Source organism: Pseudomaricurvus hydrocarbonicus (assembly GCF_011602365.1).
Classification (GTDB): Bacteria; Pseudomonadota; Gammaproteobacteria; order Pseudomonadales; family Cellvibrionaceae; genus Pseudomaricurvus; species Pseudomaricurvus hydrocarbonicus.
The window spans coordinates 15693-38520 of the sequence record NZ_JAAONZ010000014.1 but is presented as its reverse complement, the minus strand read 5'-3'; the positions used below and the strand labels follow the sequence as shown (position 1 = coordinate 38520).

The 22828-nt window shown below is 51.4% G+C and carries 19 protein-coding genes and 1 pseudogene; 5 read left to right on the top strand and 15 right to left on the bottom strand.

Annotated elements, in window-relative coordinates:
• Positions 1 to 35 precede the first annotated feature (35 nt).
• The 3 genes from G8770_RS16110 to G8770_RS16100 all read left to right on the top strand — a co-directional run bounded on the left by G8770_RS16110 (position 36) and on the right by G8770_RS16100 (position 2153).
• On the top strand, positions 36 to 509 hold the full coding sequence (locus tag G8770_RS16110) for an Lrp/AsnC ligand binding domain-containing protein (protein WP_167189082.1): 474 nt from the start codon (positions 36 to 38) through the stop codon (positions 507 to 509).
• A 198-nt stretch (positions 510 to 707) separates the two neighbouring features.
• On the top strand, positions 708 to 1247 hold the full coding sequence (locus tag G8770_RS16105) for an adenine phosphoribosyltransferase (protein ID WP_167189080.1): 540 nt from the start codon (positions 708 to 710) through the stop codon (positions 1245 to 1247).
• Between the two features lie 408 nt (positions 1248 to 1655).
• Positions 1656 to 2153 carry a hypothetical protein gene (locus G8770_RS16100; protein ID WP_167189077.1) on the top strand — a complete coding sequence of 166 codons (498 nt, stop codon included), beginning with the start codon at positions 1656 to 1658 and terminating at the stop codon, positions 2151 to 2153.
• Between the two features lie 159 nt (positions 2154 to 2312).
• Here the strand turns inward: G8770_RS16100 and G8770_RS16095 are convergent, their stop codons facing one another.
• Together G8770_RS16095 and ttcA are read right to left on the bottom strand one after the other, a co-directional pair.
• Positions 2313 to 2708 carry a hypothetical protein gene (locus tag G8770_RS16095; protein ID WP_167189074.1) on the bottom strand — a complete coding sequence of 132 codons (396 nt, stop codon included), beginning with the start codon at positions 2706 to 2708 and terminating at the stop codon, positions 2313 to 2315.
• 267 nt (positions 2709 to 2975) lie between these two features.
• A pseudogene (gene ttcA, locus G8770_RS16090) lies at positions 2976 to 3878 on the bottom strand (tRNA 2-thiocytidine(32) synthetase TtcA); the annotation flags it as partial.
• Between the two features lie 296 nt (positions 3879 to 4174).
• Here ttcA and bioA point away from each other — a divergent pair.
• Positions 4175 to 5476, top strand: a complete 1302-nt coding sequence (gene bioA, locus G8770_RS16085) for an adenosylmethionine--8-amino-7-oxononanoate transaminase (RefSeq protein ID WP_167189068.1) — start codon at positions 4175 to 4177, stop codon at positions 5474 to 5476.
• Positions 5477 to 5611: 135 nt separating this feature from the next.
• Here the strand turns inward: bioA and G8770_RS16080 are convergent, their stop codons facing one another.
• From G8770_RS16080 to adk, 10 genes are all read right to left on the bottom strand, one after another.
• The gene (locus G8770_RS16080; protein WP_167189065.1) at positions 5612 to 6619 is read right to left on the bottom strand and encodes a tryptophan--tRNA ligase; all 1008 of its coding nucleotides are present in this window, start codon (positions 6617 to 6619) and stop codon (positions 5612 to 5614) included.
• A 90-nt stretch (positions 6620 to 6709) separates the two neighbouring features.
• Positions 6710 to 7846, bottom strand: a complete 1137-nt coding sequence (locus G8770_RS16075) for a tRNA-queuosine alpha-mannosyltransferase domain-containing protein (RefSeq protein ID WP_208022308.1) — start codon at positions 7844 to 7846, stop codon at positions 6710 to 6712.
• 96 nt (positions 7847 to 7942) lie between these two features.
• Positions 7943 to 9049, bottom strand: coding sequence for a cyclic nucleotide-binding domain-containing protein (locus G8770_RS16070; protein ID WP_167189062.1), 1107 nt, complete (start codon positions 9047 to 9049; stop codon positions 7943 to 7945).
• Positions 9050 to 9177: 128 nt separating this feature from the next.
• A complete protein-coding gene (locus G8770_RS16065; RefSeq protein WP_167189059.1) occupies positions 9178 to 10488 on the bottom strand; it encodes a M18 family aminopeptidase in 1311 nt (436 codons plus the stop codon).
• 122 nt (positions 10489 to 10610) lie between these two features.
• A complete protein-coding gene (locus G8770_RS16060; protein WP_167189056.1) occupies positions 10611 to 11495 on the bottom strand; it encodes an NAD(P)-dependent oxidoreductase in 885 nt (294 codons plus the stop codon).
• A 190-nt stretch (positions 11496 to 11685) separates the two neighbouring features.
• On the bottom strand, positions 11686 to 12480 hold the full coding sequence (locus tag G8770_RS16055) for an undecaprenyl-diphosphate phosphatase (RefSeq protein ID WP_167189053.1): 795 nt from the start codon (positions 12478 to 12480) through the stop codon (positions 11686 to 11688).
• Positions 12481 to 12552: 72 nt separating this feature from the next.
• Positions 12553 to 13260 carry a tRNA (adenosine(37)-N6)-threonylcarbamoyltransferase complex dimerization subunit type 1 TsaB gene (tsaB, locus tag G8770_RS16050; protein WP_167189050.1) on the bottom strand — a complete coding sequence of 236 codons (708 nt, stop codon included), beginning with the start codon at positions 13258 to 13260 and terminating at the stop codon, positions 12553 to 12555.
• A gap of 187 nt (positions 13261 to 13447) precedes the next feature.
• On the bottom strand, positions 13448 to 14305 hold the full coding sequence (locus tag G8770_RS16045; protein WP_167189047.1) for a hypothetical protein: 858 nt from the start codon (positions 14303 to 14305) through the stop codon (positions 13448 to 13450).
• Between the two features lie 564 nt (positions 14306 to 14869).
• Positions 14870 to 15856 carry a ferrochelatase gene (gene hemH, locus G8770_RS16040; RefSeq protein ID WP_167189044.1) on the bottom strand — a complete coding sequence of 329 codons (987 nt, stop codon included), beginning with the start codon at positions 15854 to 15856 and terminating at the stop codon, positions 14870 to 14872.
• Positions 15857 to 16073: 217 nt separating this feature from the next.
• Positions 16074 to 16724 carry an adenylate kinase gene (gene adk / locus G8770_RS16035; RefSeq protein WP_167189041.1) on the bottom strand — a complete coding sequence of 217 codons (651 nt, stop codon included), beginning with the start codon at positions 16722 to 16724 and terminating at the stop codon, positions 16074 to 16076.
• 931 nt (positions 16725 to 17655) lie between these two features.
• On the opposite strand from adk, the gene G8770_RS16030 reads away from it, so the two are divergent.
• On the top strand, positions 17656 to 18030 hold the full coding sequence (locus G8770_RS16030; protein WP_208022307.1) for a pilin assembly protein: 375 nt from the start codon (positions 17656 to 17658) through the stop codon (positions 18028 to 18030).
• 20 nt (positions 18031 to 18050) lie between these two features.
• Here the strand turns inward: G8770_RS16030 and mazG are convergent, their stop codons facing one another.
• From mazG to rlmD, 3 genes are all read right to left on the bottom strand, one after another.
• Entirely contained in the window at positions 18051 to 18851 is an 801-nt protein-coding gene (gene mazG, locus G8770_RS16025) for a nucleoside triphosphate pyrophosphohydrolase (protein WP_279537179.1), read from the bottom strand.
• 184 nt (positions 18852 to 19035) lie between these two features.
• A complete protein-coding gene (gene relA, locus G8770_RS16020; protein ID WP_167189038.1) occupies positions 19036 to 21279 on the bottom strand; it encodes a GTP diphosphokinase in 2244 nt (747 codons plus the stop codon).
• 68 nt (positions 21280 to 21347) lie between these two features.
• Positions 21348 to 22721: a 23S rRNA (uracil(1939)-C(5))-methyltransferase RlmD gene (gene rlmD, locus G8770_RS16015; RefSeq protein ID WP_167189035.1), complete on the bottom strand. Its 1374-nt coding sequence runs from the start codon at positions 22719 to 22721 to the stop codon at positions 21348 to 21350.
• Positions 22722 to 22828: the final 107 nt, after the last annotated feature.

Genomic DNA, 22828 nt, shown 5'->3' with positions numbered 1-22828 from the left:
AATAAAGCCAATAATCACTACTTTTGGCTGACCACATGGAAAAGCTTAATACTCTTGATAAAAATATTATTCGGGTCCTTCAAAAGAACGGCCGCACCAGCTTTGCAGAGCTCTCGCGCAAAGTGGGTCTGAGCCCAACCCCCTGCAAGGAAAGGGTGAAACGGCTTGAACGTGACGGTGTCATCAAAGGCTATACCACCCTTATAAATCCGGACTATCTGTCTGCCGGGCTGGTTGTATTTGTGCAGATCAGTTTGTTGCGCACAGCCCAGGATACCTTTGAGGCCTTTCGGGAAGCCGCCATCGCCCTGCCGGAAATCCAGGAGTGCTACCTCGTCTCCGGCAGCTTTGATTACCTGATAAAGGCTCGGGTGGCGGACATGAGCTCATACCGAAAATTTTATGGCGAAACGCTGTTAACCCTACCCGGGGTGCAGGATTGCACCAGCTACGTGGTCATGGAAGAAGTCAAAGATACGACCGAAATCCCGGTCCACTACAATCGGTAATCTGAGGCAGAGCACTCCGCGCGATGGAATGCCATCGTAAATCAAGAAACGGCTATGCTTAAATAAGTCCTGCCTGATCGCAACCAAGGACAACCCAAGCTTAAATAAGGGCGGTCTGAGCCGAAAGGTGCCAGAGACTGAATCTTGGCAAACAGGCATTAACGACATCCCCAAACTCCACCGACGGAAAGCTCCCTGATGGCATTTGATGAATTCCTGCTTAAAGCGCACATCCCCATTATTCAGGATTGGCCTGTTCCCGGGATCAAATTCCGGGACATAACCCCTCTCTTTCGCAACCCACAAACCGCACGTCAAATCACTGACGCACTGGTGTTGCGCTACATGAACAGTGGTATTACTCACATTGGAGCATTGGAAGCCCGCGGCTTTTTGCTGGGCTCCAACCTGGCCTATGCCCTCAACCTGCCACTGTTGTTGATTCGGAAAGCCGGAAAATTGCCGGGAAAGGTAGACCGTATCGACTATCAATACGAATACTCTCAAGGCCAGCTCGAGATTCAGCAAGGCTCCATCAGCCGAGGTGATAACGTCCTATTGATTGATGATCTATTGGCGACCGGTCAAACCTTGCTGGCGGCGGCCCAGCTGATTCATCGCCAGGGCGGTGACGTTCAGGAAGCCGCCACCATTATTGATCTATCGAACCTGGGTGGCCGTGAGCGCCTGGTCGAGGCGAACATTCCCGTCTATAGCCTGCTTGCTTTTGATGACTAATGACTCAATGGCGAGGCTTCCGCCTTCAACGCTTGCGCTAAAAGCCCATCTTCCGCAGAAACACTTTACCTCAGCCTTGGGGCAAGGCTGCCGCACCACTGGATTTTCATACCAACCATCCCGCTTAAGGCACAAACTTTGCTGCTTTTCCAATACAAAGAAAACAATTGCGCCACTGGGCCTGACTGTAGAGTCACGCCTTAAAGTTAGTTAGGCCTGTTTTTTCTCAAAAATGATTAAGAAGCGTATCTAAGCGACTAAAATTTATACGAATGCTGGAATTGCGCTGAAATGCATACTACTACTTTATTAAAGGAACGCATTGCAAGGAAAGCGTCAGCTTAGGACCAGCCGCGTTCAACGAGGTTTTTCGAACACCATCGGGTGAGCGGCTTTAGAGGTAACGCAATGGGTATTTGCGCCGAAGAGTTACGTACTTTCGTTATACGCCCCACATTGAAACATTTGGGGCACCATTCAGATGCCGCTGAAGAACTGTTATTGGGCACGGCTGCGAAAGAATCCGGATTAGGTTTTCATTTGGCAGACGACCAAAATAAAGGCATGGGCATTTTTCGTATCCGCCCGCTTACCCATCGTCGTATCTGGGATAAATTTCTGATCCACAACCCTCCTCTCGCCTCCACCATCCGGGGGCTGGCCAGCCAGCACGCATTCCTCGATCACCCTCACGCAGAACTGGCAACCAACTTGCGCTACACCACCGCCATTGCCTGGCTCATTTATTACCGCCATCAAAAACCCCTGCCCGAGGCTGCCGACATCGAAGGACTGGCTCAGTTTTGGTGGCGACACTATCAGCGCCGAACCGGGGGCAGCACTCAGGAATTCATCCAGCATTACCACCAATTTGTGCGGGGTAAAAAACAGGCGACTGCGGCTTAACCACGATAGATGACCCTGATGCTGGACAACTAATGTCACTTCCACACCCGTGGAGCCACAGCAGGGTTAAATTCAGAGGAGTGGATTGTAAGCTACGGCGTGGAAAGCCCGAATTGTGAGGAGGCACGTGCCGTTAACAGACTCGGGCTTGAAGAGGATCTAGTGGCCTTTATCGGACGTGCGGCGCCCAATGCCCATTCGACGATCCGGTAAAATGGCAGAACCGCGGTAATGGTCTCTTCGATCGGACAATTCTCTGCGTTTTTCACTGCGGCGTTCGTGATACAAGCCATCCGGTGCGCTTTCCTGAATCCAGCAGATGCCTCCCGACTTTTTGATTTCCTCATCAAAACGGCAGGCTTCGTCGTACGAAACGCCCTTTTTCACCACAATGGGCTTGCCACAGGACATGAGTTCCAATTTTCGATCACTAAGGAGAAAGCGTTCCTTCAAGCTGGCTCTTGCCAATTCGGCCTCGATGGCATCTGCAAACTTATCAATATATATCACTTCATAAGTCTTCAGCAGAGCCGCTGTCACCTTGGCTTTTTCCATACTTCTCTCTCCTTGTCACCACTCGCTCGCCGGCGATGCCTGTGGTGCGTTTATTGATGTCCATATCAAGAAATAGCAGTCCCCCTGAGTATTTACAAGAAACCCAAAGTCAGGAAGTGAAACAGGTCATTCTTAAGGCTAACTTAACTCTATTGCATCGACGATTTGCACGCCGCTTGCCATTTCCGAGGAGCTGAACGACGAACCGGTACTGACCGGGCCGAGAATTGTTGAAGCTGCCATATTCGATGTACTCGTCTCGTCTGCTCCTATATTAGAAGCAGACGCGCCCTCATTAGACATAGAAGCCCCTACATTAGAAGCCCCGATGGTGGCTTCATCGTAGTCATACCCTGCTCTCTCACCGCTGCGATCGAGAGGAAGGTTCACAAAATCAAACAAATTGGTATCTGCCAACTGACTGGGCGAGACGTTCTGCAAGGATTTGAAGATACGCTCCACCCGGCTCACATCGTTCTGTTCCCACTGCTGCAACATGCTCTTGATGGCCTGGCGCTGTAAATTTTCCTGAGAACCACACAAGTTACAGGGGATGATTGGAAATTGTTTGTGACTGGCGTACTCAATCAAGTCAGATTCGCGACAATACGCCAGCGGGCGAATCACCACGTTACGCTGGTCGTCCGAGCGCAACTTCGGCGGCATGGCCTTCAGGCGACTGCCATGGAACATGTTCAAAAACAGGGTTTCGACGATGTCGTCCATGTGATGCCCCAAAGCCAACTTGGTGGCACCGATCTTTTCCGCAAAGGCGTACAGGGTTCCGCGGCGCAAGCGGGAGCAAAGCCCACAGGTCTTTTGCCCTTCGGGAATTTTTTCTCGCACCACGCTGTAGGTGTCCTTGTCCACGATGTAATAAGGGACTCCTATGGACTCAAAATACTCCGGCAGCACATGCTCCGGGAATCCGGGCTGCTTTTGGTCCATATTGACCGCGATCACGTCAAACTTGACCGGCGCATTTTTTTGCAGGTTCAGCAGGATGTCCAGCATGGCAAAACTGTCTTTGCCACCGCTGATACAGGCCATCACCACATCGCCCTCTTCCACCATGTTGTAATCCACGATGGCATTACCCACATTACGGCGCAGGCGCTTTTGCAGTTTGTTAAATTCAAGCCGCTGCTTGCGATCAATAGACTCGGACATGATGAAACCCAGATAAATCGGACACGGTTAGATGAGGACACGTTAAAGGCCGCCATTGTACGGATTTTAAACGAGGCAGGGAACATCCCGGGCACTCTTTTGAAGCCGCATCCCGCTATTAAAAAAGGTGTCACACCCTCAGCCACCTATTGACAGCTGTCCTGAGCCCGAGGGGTGCCCTGGTTCGCTCAACGCTCACACCACTCTCTGATCGCACAGCCTTGCGTTAGGCTCTTATCCGCCTACAATGTCGCCCTGATCCGTAATCTACGACATTCTCAGTACAGGGGACACACATGACCATCCCGGAAAACCAGATCATCAGTATCGATCAAGCCCATGTCTGGCACCCTTATGCCTCCTTCATTGAGGCTCCTCCGGTCTTCGTGGTAGCGTCCGCCCAGGGCTCAACACTGACACTGAGTGATGGCTCGCAATTACTGGATGGCATGTCCTCCTGGTGGTGCACCATCCACGGCTACAACCACGACACCCTGAATCAGGCCGCCAAAGATCAACTGGACAAGATGTCGCACGTCATGTTCGGCGGTCTGACCCACGCCCCGGCCGCCGAGCTGGCGCAACTTTTGGTCGACATCACCCCCGCCAGCCTCAACAAGGTCTTTTTTTCCGATTCCGGCTCGGTGGCCGTGGAAGTCGCCATGAAAATGGCCATTCAATTTTGGCACAGCCAGGGCCAGCCACAGAAAAGCAAGTTACTGAGCCTGCGCAACGGCTATCACGGGGACACGTTTGGGGCCATGTCGGTGTGCGACCCGGTGACCGGAATGCATCACCTGTTCAATGACAATTTGATGCAGAACTTGTTTGCCGACGCACCCGTCAGCGGCTACCAGACAAAATGGGACGATGCGTACATCGCCAACTTTCAATCACTGATTGAAGAACACCATCAGCAACTGGCCGCGGTAATTCTGGAGCCCATCGTGCAAGGTGCCGGCGGTATGCGCATTTACCCACCCGAGTACCTCCGTCAGGTGCGTCGACTGTGTGATAAACACGATGTACTGCTCATCGCCGATGAAATTGCTACCGGCTTTGGTCGCACAGGCAAACTGTTTGCGTGTGAACACGCCCAGATCGAACCCGATATTTTGTGCCTGGGTAAAGCCCTGACGGGAGGCTACATGACCATGGCCGCCACCCTGTGCAATGATCGCATCAGTGACGGCATCTGCCGTGGCGAGGCCGGCGTATTTATGCACGGACCGACCTTTATGGGCAACCCCCTGGCGGCAGCAACCGCACTGGCCAGTACCCGACTGCTGTTGAACCAGGACTGGCAAAGCAACATACAACGCATTGAATCTCTGCTCTCGGAAGGCCTGGCCCCCTGCCGGCAATACGCCCATGTCGAGGATGTGCGCATCATCGGAGCCATTGGTGTGGTCGAAATGACATCGCCGGTGATCATGACGGAGATTCAAAAAGCCTTCATGGCCGAAGGCGTCTGGATTCGTCCCTTTGGCAAACTGGTGTATGTCATGCCGCCCTATGTGATGACCGATGAAGAACTCACCACCCTGACATCCGCCATGACCACCGTACTGGCAAGACCCGAACTGTTACAGGGTTAATCGCCAGGCATAAAAAAAACAGCCCCTGCGAGGGGGCTGTTTTTTCAATGACCCGCAACGAAGTCAAACGCTAAAACGCTGGCAGCGCCAGATTGATTCAACGCTCAACGCACGGAGCTCAGGCAAAGCTCGGATTTAGCCGATCGGACGAATACCCACCGCTTTGCGACACTGGGTCATCAGTGGGGCACTGAATGAGCGCGCTTTTTCAGCCCCTTCCTGCAACTTTTCCTCAATGAATTTGGGGTTGCCCATCAGTTCATTGTAGCGCTCACGCGCTTCCGCCAACTCACCGTTGACCAATTCAAACAGCTGCTTCTTGGCCTCACCCCAGGCAATACCATCCACAAATGCCTGGCGCATATCGGCGGTTTGCTCTTCGGTCGCAAAAGCCTGCCAGATCTGAAAGACCGTGGAGGTGTCCGGGTCTTTGGGCTCGCCGGGCTCCAACAAGTTGGTTTTGATCTTGTTGATGTGCTTTTTAAGCTGCTTTTCCGTCAAAAAGAGTGGAATGGTGTTGCCGTAACTCTTGCTCATTTTGCGGCCATCCAGCCCTTGCAGAACAGCGACCTTGTCATCCACAACAGCCTCTGGCAACGCAAAGTGCTGACCATAATGATGATTGAAACGAGCCGCAATGTCTCGAGCCATCTCCACATGCTGGATTTGATCTTTGCCTACCGGAACCTTATTGGCATTGAACATCAAAATGTCGGCGGCCATTAACACCGGATAGCTGTAGAGCCCCATGGTCACACCAAAATCCGGGTCTTCACCCGCGTCCAAATTTGCGGCTACCGCCGCCTTGTAAGCGTGAGCACGGTTCATCAAGCCTTTGGCCGCCATGCAGTTTAAGGTCCAGCACAATTCAGTGATTTCAGGAATGTCCGACTGGCGATAGAACACGACATTGTCGGTATTGAGCCCCAACGCCAGCCAGGTAGCCGCAATTTCCGTGGTCGATTGATGAACCAACTCCGGGTCCTGACACTTGATCAGCGCGTGGTAATTCGCCAAAAAATAGAACGACAAATTGTCCGCGTTTTGACTGGCTTCAATAGCCGGCCGAATGGCACCGACATAGTTGCCAAGATGAGGGCTGCCCGTGGTGGTAATACCCGTAAGAATTCGTGTCTTTGCCATATCTACTCTAATCATTGTCTGCTGGATAAGGATTCTTTTCGCGACTGAGACAGGTCTGCACGTTGATCCCTGCAGTCACAGGAGGCGGTATCATACCAATCCCTCCAGCAATTGACGATAACGCTCTTTCTGCTCTTGCCATCCCCACCCTCTGACATCCTGCTTAAGGTCCGCACCGGGCTCTTCCGTTAGAGCCACTATACGCTCAACAGCCCTGCACGCCTGATCGACCACATTGTCTGCAGACACATCATACAAAAACCGGTCTGAGACGATTTCCGGATAAGACAAGCGATTTGGCAACACCGGTATGCACCCTGCGGCCATGGCTTCCAGAACCGCCAACCCCTGAAATTCGTGCAACGCGGTGGACAGGACCACATCCGCCGATGCCAACCACTGCCGATAACGTTTAACGTCGGGTTCGTGGCCAAACTGCACAAGTTGCCCTGAAAAACTCTGCTGGATCTCATCAAACTCCGCTGGCGATTGCCGAAACCCTTGCCCCAACAGACACAGCTGAAACGCCACCCCACGGCGCTCCAACTCCTTAAGTATCGCCAACAATAATTGCGGCCCTTTGTCGTATTCCCAGCGCGCCGCCCACAGCAGCCGCAATGGACGCCGAATCGAACCTGCATTGCCCGCTGCAGGCCACAGAGCCTGCTGGTCCTGCAGGCCCACCTCCGGAAGCTCAAAGCAAGCATCCTCCAAAGGCACCGGCAAAACCGACGACCGCGCCGCCAACTGCTCAACGACCCCTTTAGGCACGTAGTCCGGCAATCGCTTTAACAGCTCTTGAGTTCCCGCCAGGAAAGACTGGCGATTAAAGTCCGTGTTGAAGACGATGGCATCCGCACACAGCGCCGTATACACATTGAGCATTTGCGGTTCAACCGACTGGTGAGCGCTGGCACTGCTGGGGTAGGCAAATTGATTTTCATGGAAGTAAACCAGAGTCGGAACCGAGGCCAAACCAGGCACCAACCCCCGCAACGCGGACAAGTCCGTCATCGAGGTCGTGACCAGCAGGTCGTAGGGGCGCTCCAGCAACGCCCGCTGCTCAAGGCCCCAGAACAGGCTGTTGCCACGCACTCGCCAACTGAAGTAACGCGGCGGTAAGGTAAGCAGCGTCCATTGATACTGGGGGAACTGGGCTCGCAAGCCCTGATGCCAGCGATTGTGGCTATCGGCGTCGTAGGCCGATAATAAAAGAACGTTCAACACGGGAAGAAAATTTTCAGCACTTGGGCTCCACTGGCGAGGCCGGCTGTGAGCACAAGCCTGTTATTCGGCCCACTTCGCATGCGCTTGACAACTCAGTCAACTGGAATAGTTATGTTCAGATTCCTGCAGGATACGGGCATCAAAGCCCGCCTGGCACAATAAATAGGCCGCCAGATGGCTGCGTCGACCACCGTCGTCTGTGACCGCATACTTGACCTGGTTATCCAGCTCGAACAAACGATCACGTAATGACATCAGCGGCAGGTTACGACTCCCTGGCACATGGCGAAAACGGAACTCCAAAGGCATTCGCACATCCAGTAACACGCAATTGTCCTTCTGCTGTTGATACTCTTCGAAGGTTAAGACTTCCTGCACCGGCTCGTGCAACAAACGGGTGAAGTCCTCCTTGCCCAAGCGCATCAACACACCCGGCGTCAACATGGTGACGGTGGCATTGCGGGGAGTCTCGGCCACCAGAGCCTCTTCCCCAAAATATTGGCCGACGTCCAATTTAACATTGACCTGACCGGTCATATTTTTGACCTGAGCCTGTCCCCGGTCAATCACGTAAAAATAATCGCCCGTTTCGCCTTCTTTAATGATCTCATCACCGGACTTAACGGCAATTGCCTCAAAGCAGGTAAACAACTGTTGAATGTGGGCGGGTGGCACCTTGGAAAACAGCAGCGACGAAAACAGCCCCGACATCCAATCGCCCGTACTTTCCTCAACTTCGACATGGGCCTTGGACAGATTCAGGCCAGAAAGCGGATCTTCGTTAAAAAACGGGTCTGGTCCCTCCAGAGCGTCTTCATCAAAATCAGGGTCTATCTGGGCTTCGCCAGAAACCTGACTCCACACCATGGCCAAATCCAGAAAGTCCGCCTCTACTTGCAGTAAGGTAACTTCTGATTTGGCCACCGCCGACACCTGAGTCGGCGAAGTCTCCGCCAGCGTCTGTCGGGCTCGCTCGCTGCCCGCGTCGATGGTTTCCGTGGAGAAATTTGCCCCGACCAGGTCAACACTGCCCTCTAAAAGGTAGAATCGATAGTCCGCAGCTTTACCCCGCCGGAACAAGAGCTTGCCTTTATCCTCTGAAATCAGCTGGCTGTGGGCCGCTACCTGCTCAACATATTCATCATCCAGCCCGTCAAATGGACTGAATTGCTTTAGCAGGGGAAGAATTTCGGTATTGGGCATGCTATATCTCAATCAGGGAACAGATACGACGAAACAATTACGTCTAAACAGTGATGACTTAAAAGACAACCACGTCCTTATGACCCTCTATTATACCCCTAAGCCCAGCCGTCACAATGTGACTTGAATCACCGTGGAGTATCAAGCTCAGAAGCCGGAGAGTGGGCAAAGGTCACCAGAACCCGATACAAAGCATGGGCGTCAGCTACCCCCGCCAGCTCGCGAATGGAGTGCATGGCAAAGGTAGGGACACCAACATCCAAAGTTCGCACCCCCACTTCGGAAGCCGTAATAGGACCGATTGTGCTGCCACACGCCATGTCTGTTCGAACCACGAATGACTGCACCGGCACATCAGACTGCTCACACCAGTGACGGAATACAGACGATGTTTCACTGTTGGTCGCATAAGACTGATTGGCATTGCTCTTGATAACAGGCCCCTGGTTCAAAACCGGGCCATGATTACCGTCATGACGACTGCTGTAATTAGGGTGAATGCCGTGTGCGTTGTCCGCTGAAATCATCATGGACTGGGCAATGCAACGTAGACGGGACTCTGGATCGGTAAAAAGACGGGTTAAGAAATCATCCAGCATAGGCCCTTGTGCACCGCAAGCCGAGCGGCTGCCAACCTCTTCATGATCGTTGCACACCAACAACACCGATTGCTTTCCATCGGCTTCCAGAATACTTTGCAGGCCAATAAAGCAACTCAGCAGATTGTCGAGACGGGCACTGGCAATAAACTCTTCTTTAAAGCCCACCAAAGCCGGCTTTTGTGTGTCATAAAAGCTCAATTCATAATCCAGCACGGACTCAACATCCTGCACTCCCTGCGCCGTTAAAGCCTCAGCCAATAACCCTCTGAAATCGGGTTTGTCAGTGCCCTCCACCTGCATCAGCACCGGCGGCAAATCTGTTTGCGCATTAATCGAACGCTGTTGGTTGGCCTCGCGATCCAGATGAATCGCCAGGCTGGGAATAACCGCGATTGGCCGCTTAAAATCCAGCAGACTACTGGTCACCTTTCCGGTCACAGTTCGATAAGTGACACGCCCAGCCAAGGATAAATCGCGGTCAAACCAAGGGTTCAACAGCACACCTCCATAGGTTTCAACACCCAACTGGTAATAGCCCTGTTGAGTCACTTCCGGTTGCGGCTTGACCTTCAAGCACGGGCTGTCCGTATGCGCGCCCACCATACGGATACCGTCTTCTACCAGGGACTCAGCCCCGTAGATGAACGCAATAATGGACGAGTCATTGCGGCAGAAGTAATAACGCTTCCCCGCCTCCAGCGACCACTTCTCGGATTCCAGCAATCGCGTAAACCCCTTCACCTCCAATCTGCTGGACATGGCTTTCACCGCGTGAAAAGGGGTTGGGGATTCTGCCAGAAAGTCGAGCAACTGCTGATTAAATTCGGTCGTATTCAATGGTGTTCTCTCTATAAAATGCGTATTCCGATCTGGGCTCTAAAGCACCTTGCTGAAATCAGATTATTTTCGGACAAAAAATCAATCCGCACGTCAATCACGTGACAATTATCGCGCAGAAGTTATTTTTCCGATGATGACTCTGGCGTTAACCTGGCCAGCAGGCTGGATGTATCCCAACGACCACCGCCCATGTTCTGTACATCGCCGTAAAACTGATCCACCAGTGCCGTCACAGGCAGCCGGGAACTGTTGTGTCGTGCCTCATCGAGTACAATGGACAAGTCCTTGCGCATCCAGTCAACGGCGAAACCATGCTCGTACTCACCAGCCAGCATGGTCTCATGGCGATTATCCATCTGCCAAGATTGCGCCGCGCCCTTACTAATAACCTCAACCACTTTTTTGCCGTCCAGCCCGGCCTGTTCTGCAAAGTGTAAGCCTTCGGCCAACCCTTGAACCAAACCCGCGATACAGATTTGGTTCACCATTTTACACAGCTGGCCACTACCGACAGGCCCCAACAACTGCACCGAACGGGCCATCACATCAACAATGGGCTTCACTTGCCCGAAGACGATTTCATCCCCCCCCATCATAACCGTTAAGGCTGCATTTTCAGCCCCCTGCTGACCGCCGGATACCGGCGCATCCAGAAACTGACACCCCTTGTCCTGCAACACAGCGCTGAGCTCTCTGGCAACGGTTGCTGAGGCGGTGGTATGGTCCACCAAAACAGCACCCGACTTCATGCCGTGCACAGCGCCTTCGGGGCCTGCAACAACCTGCCGGAGATCGTCGTCATTACCAACACAAACAAAGACGATATCCGCCCCTTTTGCAGCCAAAGCTGGAGTGGCAGCTGACTGGCCCTGATGCTCTTCAACCCATCGCTGGGCTTTAGAGGAAGTGCGATTATAAACAGTGACAGAATAGCCGGCGGCCTGCAGGTGTCCGGCCATAGGGTATCCCATGACCCCAAGCCCCAAAAATGCTATGTCTTTCATATACTCCGCCTTTACTGATAAACAAGGGTTTACAGGATTTGCTTCACTCCTGACTCACTCCACTTGCGATTGTCTTCTCGACTGATTTGCCCCGCTAAACATTTACCCCCATGTATAGATTGCTGATGACGCACGCTTCAAGCCACCACCTAAAGCTGTAAGGTGATAAAAACCTAGCACTCACAAGGCATTAACCCAGGGCAATAAACAGCAGGACAAACCCCAGCAGAAAACGATAAGCCACAAATGGCCACATACCAATCCGGTCGATCCACTTTAAAAACAGATGGATACACAGAGCAGCACTGGTCGCCGCCACCACCACACCGATGAGCAAATTTGCCCAGGGAATTGTTTCGTGTTCTAAAAGCTCAAGCGTTTTAAACCCGCCACTTAGGGAAATAATGGGAATGGACAGCAAAAAAGAAAACCGGGCTGCTGCCTGACGAGTCAACCCCAGTGCCAGTGCCGCAGTGATCGTAATTCCAGATCGAGATGTCCCAGGAATCAAGGCAAGGGCCTGCGCACAACCAACCAACAGGGCCTGCTTCAGCGACATTTTTGACAATTCAATGCTGCGCTTGCCAGACCAGTCTGCCCAACCCAGCGCCGCGCCAAAAATAATGGTCGTGCCAGCAATCACCAGGACCGAACGCAGGTTTTCTTCAATAAAATCATTAAAAATCAGACCGCACAAGCCTGCTGGAACCGTCGCCCAGATGACATACCAGGCCAATCGGCTATTCTCGGTCTGCCCTGTTTTAAAACTGCTGAACCAGGCGGTAATCAACTGGATAATATCGTGCCGAAAGTAGCCCACCACTGCGAGCAGTGATCCAACGTGTACGGCCACGTCAAAAGCCAGCCCCTGATCAGGCCATCCAAGCACAGCACTTGGTAGAATCAAATGACCGGAGCTGGAAATAGGTAAAAACTCGGTAATTCCCTGAATTAAAGCAAGCAGTACTGACTGAATAGCGTCCATGTTGTCCCTAAAAAGATTTACAAACTGATTTCACAGCTTCTGTCGGGTTAAAAATTTCAGAGCTCACTCTGGCTACGAGCGTATACGCTGGCGCTTTTTCCACGCGACACTGTCCCTGAGATAAACAGGCTGTGCGTCTTCCGCCTTAACGACCTTGCCCTGACTTATCGCCATTTCAGCCAGGTGTAACATATTTTCTGCCCGTGGCAGCAGGTTTTGATCTTCAAGCTGGGCCGGAATCTTTGATATAGCAGGATAGTGACAACCCGCTCCAACCTTAATCAACGCCTGTTTATCTATTTCGCTCAATAATGGAAAACTCAACACATCGTTGGGAGAGCAGACAAATTCATCAGAAACCGGATTAACGTTTCCTGCTTCAAACTGAAAAAGCGCCCAATAGACCTCCTCCATCCGGGCATCCAATGCCACTAGAATATGCCCCCCCTCTTCCAGATCGTGTGTAACAGCCGCTCCGACAGCCATAGTTTGCAGTGTTGAAACGGGAATGAGCGGCGTATCGGAAGCAAACCCCAGGCCCTGGACAACACTCAAACAGATTCTCAGGCCGGTAAACGATCCCGGCCCACGCCCATAGGCAATGGCATCCAAATCAGACACCGTCATCGAATGATTTTGCAAAAGTGCATCAATCATGGGTAAAAGCCGCTGGGTGTGCTCACGAGGAGCCTGGATAAACTCAGCATGAGCGATTCCATCCTTTAACAATGCGATGGAGCAGGCATCGCAGGACGTATCAACAGCCAAAATGGTATTCATGCCTTCAAAACCTCAGACAGGGTGCGTAAAGAAGCCGCATTTTGTCAGATTTCATGCGGAGACAACAGCCAGAGGGCACAAAAAACCCCGCGACGTTTCCGTAACGGGGTTTTTATGGGGCTTTCAAGCACCTGCAAGCCGGGGCGGCCCCCTTAACACGGGAGCTTAGCCTGCTCTAGACCGAAAATTACTTCTTTGCGGCTTTCTTGGTTGCTTTCTTAGCTGCTGCCTTACGCTTGGGAGCGGCCTTTTTCTTCTTTGGAGCAGCTTTCTTCTTGGCGGCTGCGGCAGCTTTCTTTTCAGCGGCTTTGGCTTTAGCTGCTGCTTTCTTCTCAGCGGCTTTGGCCTTGGCTTCTGCCTTCTTAGCAGCTACTTTCGCCTTAACAGCGGCTTTTTTGGCAGCTACTTTAGCTTTGGCAGCGGCTTTTTTGGCAGCGGCTTTAGCTTTAACAGCAGCTTTTTTCTCAGCCGCTTTGGCTTTGTCAGAAGCTTTTTTAGCTACAGCTTTAGCTTTTGCCATTGCCTTCTTCTTGGCGGCAGCGACTTTCTTGGCATCAGCGGCAGAACGTTGCTTTTTCCACTTAGCTTCGAAAGCTTTAACAGCTTTAGCCAGATCCGCTTCAGCCTTAGTAGCCAGATCCGACGCCATGGTATCAGCTTTTGCAATTACTGCATCTTCTGCTGCCTTGGCAGTCGCTACACTCTTGGCTTTAGCCAGAGTCAGCTTGCTGTCAGCGGCTTTGCCACGCAGATCTTTCACTTTGGCGCCCAACTTGGCCGCAGCGTTAGCTGCAGAGTCTGCTGAACGTTTATCAGCCGCTTTTTTCGACTTAGCCGCTTTAGCTTTGGCTGCCGCAGCTTTTTTACGAGCTGCTGCCTGAGCTTTAGCTTGAGCCTGGATTTCTTTTTGCAATTTGCTCAAAGCTTCCTGGGCTTTTACAACTGCTGCTACTTCCGCTTTAGCTTTAGTTGCTACTGCTTTTTTGGCTGGAGCACGGCGTTTCGCCGGTGCCTTTTTTGCTTTTGCTTTTGCTACTCTTGCCATCTTTAATTCTCCTCAACATTAAATGATGCCGTACCACTAACACATTGAACCATAGCACAAATATTAAACGCCAAAGACGTCGTCAAGAATATTATTTAAAAAACCAAACTTTTGCACCCTTTGTCCTGTTTTTTTTCCATAAAAATTCATTTATTTGATGTTTTTTTCCATTTTCGAGCACATCAAAGCCCTTAAGGGATCGTTTTTTGAATTTTTGAGAAATATGTAAGGAATTCCAGAAAGGTCTTTCGTTTTTCATTCAAGATAATTTAAGGGCTGCTTTCACCCAAACCAACGAGGCAACAACCGCATTCTGAAAGCTGAAAACCTTTCCACTGAAACGGGTGTGGATTAAAAAAAGAATACTCAGGCTTGAGACAATTGCAGCCAAAATCCTGACACCGGATTTATTAGGAAGGCGGATAATGTATTAGGAAGACGGATTGGCTGGCAAGTGCGTTGGGTTAAAAGGTGCCTGTTTCGGCACCTCACCCTTTCCAATTAAAGGAAGGCAAGCGACGAAAAAACGCTGCCTTCTGTTAATTCTCATCTTTTTCGAAAGATTTAGGGTTTGGGCCGGTATTCATTCACGATGTTCGCCATCATATCTGTATGTGCAGGCAAATCATTTAAACAGGGAATATACCCAAACCGCTGACCGCCGGAGGCGAGAAAAATCTGCCGGTTTTCTCCGTCGATCTCCTCTAAAGTCTCTAAGCAGTCTGCCGAGAACGCCGGGCAAATAACATCGACACTCTCAATACCCTCTTTTCCCCACTGCTCCAATTGCAGGTCGGTGTAAGGTGTTAACCACTCAGCCTTACCCAAGCGGGATTGAAAACTCACCTGCCAGCGTGATTCATCAAGCTCCAACAGACGAGCCACCATCTCGGCTGTTGCCAGGCAATGCTTCTCATAAGGATCGCCACGCTCAACAAACAACCTGGGGATACCGTGAAAAGAAAAAAGCAGTTTTTCGGGAGGCTCATTCGTCTGCCAATGGGTCTTGATTGATTGCGCTAATGCCATAACGTAATCTTCCCGGTCAAAATAGCATTTATGGATTTTGACATTACTGATGTTGCGCTGACGAGAGATCAAATCCGCGTATTGGTCGTATATTGCCGCGGTAGTGGTGGCCGAATATTGGGGATATAAAGGAAGCACCAGGATACTATCCACGCCCTCAGCCTCCAATTCGGCAACACGCTGCTCCATTTTGGGATTCCCGTAAGTCATTGCGTAAGTTACTAGCACCTCTTGCTTATCAAACTTCGACTGAAGCGCTAAAGCCTGCTTTTCAGTAATAACCTTCAGCGGTGATCCTTCCGCCTGCCAAATTTCCTCGTACAATTTGGCCACCCTGGGAGCTCGGAATGGCAGAATAATTCCGTAAAGAATTGGCCACCACAAAGCTCGAGGCAACTCCACCACCCTTCGATCACCCAAAAACTCAGCCAGGAAGCGCCGCACTTCTTTCGCGGTTGGCTTAGCAGGCGTCCCCAGATTCATTAAGATGACTCCAAGCTTACCTCTGTGATTCGATGACATTCACCAATTCCCCTTCGTTTAAGTAACATTCTGGTTTGGCAACCTGCAGCCAGATGAGAAAGACGATGACTGCCGTCAACCCCCTTCCAGACACAGTAGCTTTATACGAAAAATGCAGGCAAAAAAAATAGGCCCCTAAAAGGGGCCTATTTTACATACTTTTTCGGTTAACCAGCGTCTTATATAAAGAAGCTGCTCAACGGTCTCAAAGCAAGGATTAGCCTAAAACGTCATAAACTTTGGCTTTGATATCGGACAACTCACCCACGCCTTCAATGCGAGTGTATTTCGGTCCCTTATCGCCATTTTCAGCCAGTTTCTGGTAGAAACCGACCAACGGTTTAGTTTGCTCATGGTAGATAGCCAAACGCTTGCGAACGGTTTCTTCATGATCATCTTCACGCTGAATCAGATCTTCACCCGTTTCGTTATCCTTACCTTCTACTTTAGGTGGGTTGTAGACCACATGGTAGGTACGACCGGAAGCCGGATGTACACGACGGCCACTCATACGACTCACAATCTCTTCATCATCCACATTGATCTCAAGAACATGATCAATATCAACACCGGCTTCCTGCAAAGCTTCAGCTTGAGGAATGGTCCGGGGGAAACCGTCAAACAGGAAGCCCTTTGCACAATCCTCCTGAGCAATTCGATCTTTTACCAAAGCAATGATCAGGTCATCGGACACCAAGCCTCCGGAAGCCATAATATCTTTTGCCTGAAGCCCCAAAGGGGTGCCAGCTTTTACTGCAGCACGTAGCATATCGCCAGTAGAAATCTGCGGTATACCGTACTTTTCCATAATAAACTGGGCCTGTGTACCTTTACCTGCACCAGGTGCACCCAACAAGATAATACGCATAAGGGGATTAGCTCCTAATTGTTCAACTCTCAGGGACGACCTGTTTGCAGCAGACCGGTACCGTTGCTGATGGCACAGCAATGGAGCGGCTGACGTATCGCAGATTCTAACAGAGAGAAGAGGGTCTAAAAAAAGGGCCTACCATACACGCTACCCCCCCCAATCTCAAGAGGACAAACACTTACCCTCTGCCTGCAGCACTCTAAGCACTTGATTTATAATGACTTTCCCATACTCACCTTAGACTATGGTCTAGCAGGCCGGTCAAACTGGACACCTGCCCCTTTTTATTGCTGCCTTTTCACCCTTCATTCAGCAAAGGTGGGCTATAACTTATACAGGGAGACCAGAAAACTTAAGCCGCCCCCTTGTTTCGCAAGCACAGTGCTGAACGTTTCAAGTGGACTATTCAATGAAACGACTCACATGGACTACAGAAGCAGACTAAACAGAGGCAACCGAGAGCTGGACGGCAAACTCAGTCACACCAGCGAGGCGATCTGGGTACTCAATAGCAAGGGTTCAATTCAGATAAACGCCTGTCTCTTATAGTATTGGCAGCATTATTGCATTAGAGGTAAGTATGAATGCCCAAGACTTGATCAAAGAACTGAACAATCCCTCTTCCCGGCAGACGGAAGTCTGCTGCTCAACTCCTCTACCCCTCGAAGATGCCGCTAAAATAGCCGCACTGGTAGAGCTTCACCCACATCACACGACTGAGAGCATCATTACCGCACTGCTGCATCACGCACTGAATAATATCTCTCCCCCAGTGGGAACTAGGGAGCATTAGGTAGAACGGTGCGCCAAAAGAGGGCACGCCAGGGCAGGTTAATCTTGGAAGCCACTTAATATTAAAAGCCACATTATATTAAAAGCCACCAGGATCGTTGACTTTACAATGAGAGCAGGAGGTAAATAGAAGGCCATGGAACCTTTTATTGAATTAACAGAGAAGTGGAGGCAGTTTGGTCAAGGTGACTTGACACTAAAACCCTATGACCTAGCCATCCCTGTTGTAGATCGTGAGTTACTGGAACGCCTATATCAAACTTACCCACGCCTGGATCGTGCTGAAATTTTACGCGACCTGTTGTCGGCTGCGCTGCGCGACATGGAGCAGTCACTGCCTTATGAAAAGGGCAGCCGTGTCATAGCAACCGATGAATGGGGAGATGAAATTTACGAGGATAGCGGCCTTACCCCTCGTTTTTTAAGTTTGAGCAAGGAATTCCAAAGCAAGCTGAAGCATGACCTAACCCAGCAAAATACCAGCAAGGGTGAAAACACAGCCGCCAAGTAGCGGCGACGCTCAAACGGCCGTCACTTTAGCGTCAGCTTTGCCTGATCCCAGAGAGCATCCATCAATTCAAGCGATGCTTCCTGGGGGGTGCTGCCCTGCTGTGCCAATTGCTCCTCGATGTATCGGAAGCGCTGCTCAAACTTGGCGTTAGTGCCCCTTAATGCACTCTCGGAATCCACCTTGGCATGACGACACACGTTAACTGCGCAAAACAACAGATCACCCAACTCATCTTGAATTGCCGCCTCATCCCCGCCTGCCAAAGCCTCTTTGACTTCTGCCAGCTCTTCTTCGAGCTTCTCAATTACACCCTTCATGGAGGGCCAGTCAAAGCCAGATGATGATGCCCGCTTTTGCAACTTGGCAGCACGCGTCAAGGCGGGGAAATTCAAGGGGATATCGTCCAGCAGCCCCCCCTGCCCCTTGGCCTCGCGCTCTTCGCGCTTCAATTCTTCCCAGCGCTGTTTGATTCGCCCCTCATCACGATGTCGGTTGACAGGGTCAATTCGGCTTTCCAGCGTGTTTTCAGGGAAAACATGTGGGTGACGGCGAATCAACTTGGCCACGACTTCCGAGACGACATCATCAAACTGAAAACGTTTTTCTTCCGCTGCAATTTGGCTGTAAAAAATCACCTGAAACAGCAGGTCACCCAGCTCCTCCTTAAGATGACCGTAACTTTCCCTCTCGATTGCATCCACAACTTCATAGGCTTCTTCAAGCGTAGAGGGCGCAACCGACTTGTAAGTCTGCTCCAGATCCCACGGACACCCGGTCCCCGGTTCGCGCAAGCGACGCATTAATTCCTTTAAGTCGTCCAGTGTGTAGTTAAGAGCTTGAGGGTTAAGACATGATGAGTTGAGACCTTCAGAGGTTAACTCATTGTCTTTTTTGAATGTGTCATTGCGTGAATCAATCACGGAGATTTCTCCTGGAAAACCGGGCTTGAACCATGACCGGCAGCTCGTCCGGTCACGGTTCAGCAATAGGCAGACATTACGCGGATCAACTGTGCTTTCGGCGTGCGGAAGCAACGTTAGGCAGCTGATTCAAACGGCTCAGTACACGACTTAGCTCTGTGAAACTGCTGATTTCAATCGTCACCAACATGTCCACCGTGTTCTTGCGTTTATCCGAAAGGGTCTGCATCGCACTAATGTTTATGTGTTCAGAGTCCAGCAATGCCGTGATATCCCGCAACAAACCGTGGCGGTCAAAAGCCTCAATCATCACATCAACCGGATACACACTCTGAGGAGCCTCACCCCAATCGACTTTAATGATACGTTCAGGCTCATCAGTTTGTAACTGCAAAATATTGTGGCAGTCCTGGCGATGAATGGAAACGCCCCGCCCCAGGGTGATATACCCCATAATGGCATCCCCGGGAACCGGGTGACAGCATCCCGCGATGTGGGTCAGCAGATTACCCACACCGTCAATAAACAGGTCAGAATTACTGTGTTCATGAGTTGCGCGCCCGACCAGACTGATAACCGGCTCGGCAGTGGCGTTTTTCGACAGCAGTTTCTGGGCTGCATTGACCACGTGTCCGACACCAATGTCGCTGGCACCGACGGCCGCATAGAGATCATCCAAACCGACCAGGTTCAGCTTGCGAGCGAGCTCATCGTAATCCAGTTCGTCCATCGCCAAACGGCGGAATTCCTTATCGAGAACCGCACGGCCTTCAGCAATATTCTGGTCCCGAGCCTGCAATTTGAACCATTGCTGCACTTTCGCACGGGCACGACCGGTTTTTAAATAACCCAGTGCTGGCGACATCCAATCCCGGCTGGGGGATTCATGCTTGCCGGTCAGGATCTCCACTTCATCTGCGGTTTTTAAGGCGTAGTTGAGCGGAACAATTCGGCCGTTTACCTTGGCCCCGCGGCAGCGATGCCCAATTTCAGTGTGCACACGATAAGCAAAATCCAAAGGCGTGGCCCCCTGAGGGAAATCGATAATGTGGCCTTCCGGGGTAAACACGTAGACGCGGTCCTGCTCAATCCCTGCCGACAAATCATCCTCAAGCGGATGCCCACCCAGCTCTTCGTGCCATTCCAGAACCTGCCGCAGCCAGGCAATTTTTTGCTCATAGCTGTCTTCACTGCCCTGCCCATCTGTGCCCTTGTAGCGCCAGTGTGCGCATACCCCGTACTCCGCTTCCTCGTGCATGTCCCGAGTGCGAATCTGTACTTCCAGGACTTTCCGGTCGGGCCCGATTACCGCCGTGTGCAAGGAGCGGTAACCATTTTCTTTCGGCGAGGCGATGTAATCATCAAATTCATTGGGAATATTACGCCAGAGACTGTGCACGATGCCCAGTACCGCGTAACAATCACGAACGGTAGGCACCAGAATACGCACAGCCCGAATGTCATAAACCTGCGAGAAACCGATGTCCTTGCGGCGCATTTTGCGCCAAATACTGTAAATATGCTTGGCTCGGCCGCTAATATCCGCCTTGATATTCGCGCTCTTCATCTCGCCTTCAAGTATATCGATGACGTTTTCAATGAAGTGCTGCCGATCGAGGCGGCGTTCATCCAAAAGCCGGGCGATGCTCATGTAATCATCCGGCTCCAGGTAGCGAAAAGAGAGGTCTTCCAATTCCCATTTAATGTGCCCAATTCCCAATCGATGCGCCAGAGGGGCATAGATTTCAGCCACTTCCTTGGCGACAAGCCTGCGCTTTTTCTCATCGATATCTTTCACTGCACGGATGGCACAGGTTCTTTCCGCCAGCTTTACCAGGGCGATACGAACATCGTCCACCATCGCCACCAGCATCTTGCGGACATTGTCCGACTGCTCCTGGGAAGGAGAACCTAATACGCTCTCATCAGAGTCATTGCGCTGGGTGCTGATGGCAGCCATGCGGATAACGCCTTTGATCAATTTGGCAACGGTTTCACCAAACTGTTCTTCGACGTCTTTGAGGGGGATTTTGTTTTCACGTACCGCACGATACAGGATAGCGGCCTGCAGGGTCTCACCGTCGAGCTGCAGGTCCGCCAAAATTTCGGCCATTTCCAGGCCCGTTCTAAAGCTGCTGGCACCTTCCGCCCAAATATTGTCATTGGCAATCGCCATTTCTTCAGCTTTCAAGCTGACTTCGCAAGCTCTTTGTAACGCTGGCAGATCAATATCCTTCAATGAATGGGTATCTATTAAGCGGTGCAACCACGCTTCAATATCCACTTTTCCGTCATCCTTAACCGGATGATCTTCTCTTACTTTAACCATAATCTAATCGAGCCAGTTCCGTTCAATTTGGCACAAATGTGCGTAAAGCTCACTCAATAAGCCCATGCCTAGCGAGTTGCCGCCTGCACACGCACAAACAATGCCATTGTTTCCATATGAGCTGTTTGAGGAAACATGTCCAATGCTCTGAGGGAGATCAGGGCAAAGCCTGATTCCACCAAAATTGCCGCATCCCGAGAGAAGCTGGCAGGGTTACAGGACACGTAAACCAACCTTTCGACGCCAGAATCTTTAATTTGTTCACAAACAAATTTTGCACCAGCGCGTGGCGGATCCAACAACAATTTATTCGCCTGCTCGCGACGTAAAAGTGCAGCCAAAGCCTGAGTATCCAGATCCAGTGCCTGAAACTCACACTGAGCCACATGGTTTAATGCACTATTTTCGTGCCCGCGCACCACCATGGACTCGACACCTTCAATACCGATTACTTTTTGGCACCGACGAGCAATTGGCAGGGTAAAGTTACCTATGCCACAAAACAAGTCCACAACCCGGTCAGAATCGGTCAAATCCAGCCAGTCCATCGCCTGTGCGACCATGGCCTGGTTCACTTGAGGGTTCACCTGAGTAAAGTCTTGAGGATGAAATGCCAGTTTTATGGATTCCCCTGGCAACTCAAGGTACAGACATGGATCTGCCGGCTGGCCTCGGGTATCCGACAAAATTCCGTTTTTCTCCGCTTGCAGCCAACAGTGCCTCAAGCCAGGGATTTGCTCCAACAACTCCAATGCCGCTTCCGGTAAAGCCTTGACGTGCCTGATCAACGCTGAAGGTGCCGGCCGCCCCTTTTCATCGTTCGCGGAGATGAGTTCGACATGAGTTACGCCGGCCTTCTCTGGTAGAGCGGTCAACCATGCCTGCAACAACGGAATTATAGACGTCAACGAGGCATCCAACACCTCGCATTGGCCAATAGGCACCAACCGGTCACTGCCCTGCTCCCGAAATGCCAGGCGCCGTTCACGGTCGACCCCCAGCCGAACGCGGGAGCGATAGCCATAAGCGGGGGATCTTATAGGCCCCAGCACCTCATTTGGTTCAATTTTGTGCTGTCGTTTTAACAACGTCAGCAGCGCCTGTTGCTTATAGTGTATTTGTTGATCAGCGGAGAAGTGCTGCAATTGGCACCCCCCACACTCTTGAAAGTGTGGGCACTGCGGTTCCACTCTGTGCTGGGAAGCCTGCTCAATGGTTTTAGCCTCGCACTCACTGAAGCGCTTTTGACGACGGTAATGGGAGACCAGAACACGCTCCCCCGGGAGGCCACCGGCCACAAATACCGTTTTTCCCTCGTGGCGGGCAACACCGCGACCGTCGTGAGCCAAATCTTCCACATACAGCTCGGTCGGTGTTGTCTCGCTGGAAGCGCGCTTACCCTTTAGGGGCTTAAACAAACGGGGTTTAAAGAGTCGTGCCATAGCGGACAGTACCAGGAGAGAAAAGTAAAAATATGGAAAGGCAAACTGGACGATCATCTAGCGTCCAGTTCCTCAGGACATCAGCTCTGAAGCCCGGCGTCAACCAC

Coding starts and splice junctions, on each gene's coding strand:
- G8770_RS16110 (WP_167189082.1), top strand. CDS start 36: ATGGAAAAGCTTAATACTCTTGATAAAAATATTATTCGGGTCCTTCAA.
- G8770_RS16105 (WP_167189080.1), top strand. CDS start 708: ATGGCATTTGATGAATTCCTGCTTAAAGCGCACATCCCCATTATTCAG.
- G8770_RS16100 (WP_167189077.1), top strand. CDS start 1,656: ATGGGTATTTGCGCCGAAGAGTTACGTACTTTCGTTATACGCCCCACA.
- G8770_RS16095 (WP_167189074.1), bottom strand. CDS start 2,708: ATGGAAAAAGCCAAGGTGACAGCGGCTCTGCTGAAGACTTATGAAGTG.
- bioA (WP_167189068.1), top strand. CDS start 4,175: ATGACCATCCCGGAAAACCAGATCATCAGTATCGATCAAGCCCATGTC.
- G8770_RS16080 (WP_167189065.1), bottom strand. CDS start 6,619: ATGGCAAAGACACGAATTCTTACGGGTATTACCACCACGGGCAGCCCT.
- G8770_RS16070 (WP_167189062.1), bottom strand. CDS start 9,049: ATGCCCAATACCGAAATTCTTCCCCTGCTAAAGCAATTCAGTCCATTT.
- G8770_RS16060 (WP_167189056.1), bottom strand. CDS start 11,495: ATGAAAGACATAGCATTTTTGGGGCTTGGGGTCATGGGATACCCTATG.
- G8770_RS16055 (WP_167189053.1), bottom strand. CDS start 12,480: ATGGACGCTATTCAGTCAGTACTGCTTGCTTTAATTCAGGGAATTACC.
- tsaB (WP_167189050.1), bottom strand. CDS start 13,260: ATGAATACCATTTTGGCTGTTGATACGTCCTGCGATGCCTGCTCCATC.
- G8770_RS16045 (WP_167189047.1), bottom strand. CDS start 14,305: ATGGCAAGAGTAGCAAAAGCAAAAGCAAAAAAGGCACCGGCGAAACGC.
- hemH (WP_167189044.1), bottom strand. CDS start 15,856: ATGTCATCGAATCACAGAGGTAAGCTTGGAGTCATCTTAATGAATCTG.
- adk (WP_167189041.1), bottom strand. CDS start 16,724: ATGCGTATTATCTTGTTGGGTGCACCTGGTGCAGGTAAAGGTACACAG.
- G8770_RS16030 (WP_208022307.1), top strand. CDS start 17,656: ATGGAACCTTTTATTGAATTAACAGAGAAGTGGAGGCAGTTTGGTCAA.
- relA (WP_167189038.1), bottom strand. CDS start 21,279: ATGGTTAAAGTAAGAGAAGATCATCCGGTTAAGGATGACGGAAAAGTG.
- rlmD (WP_167189035.1), bottom strand. CDS start 22,721: ATGGCACGACTCTTTAAACCCCGTTTGTTTAAGCCCCTAAAGGGTAAG.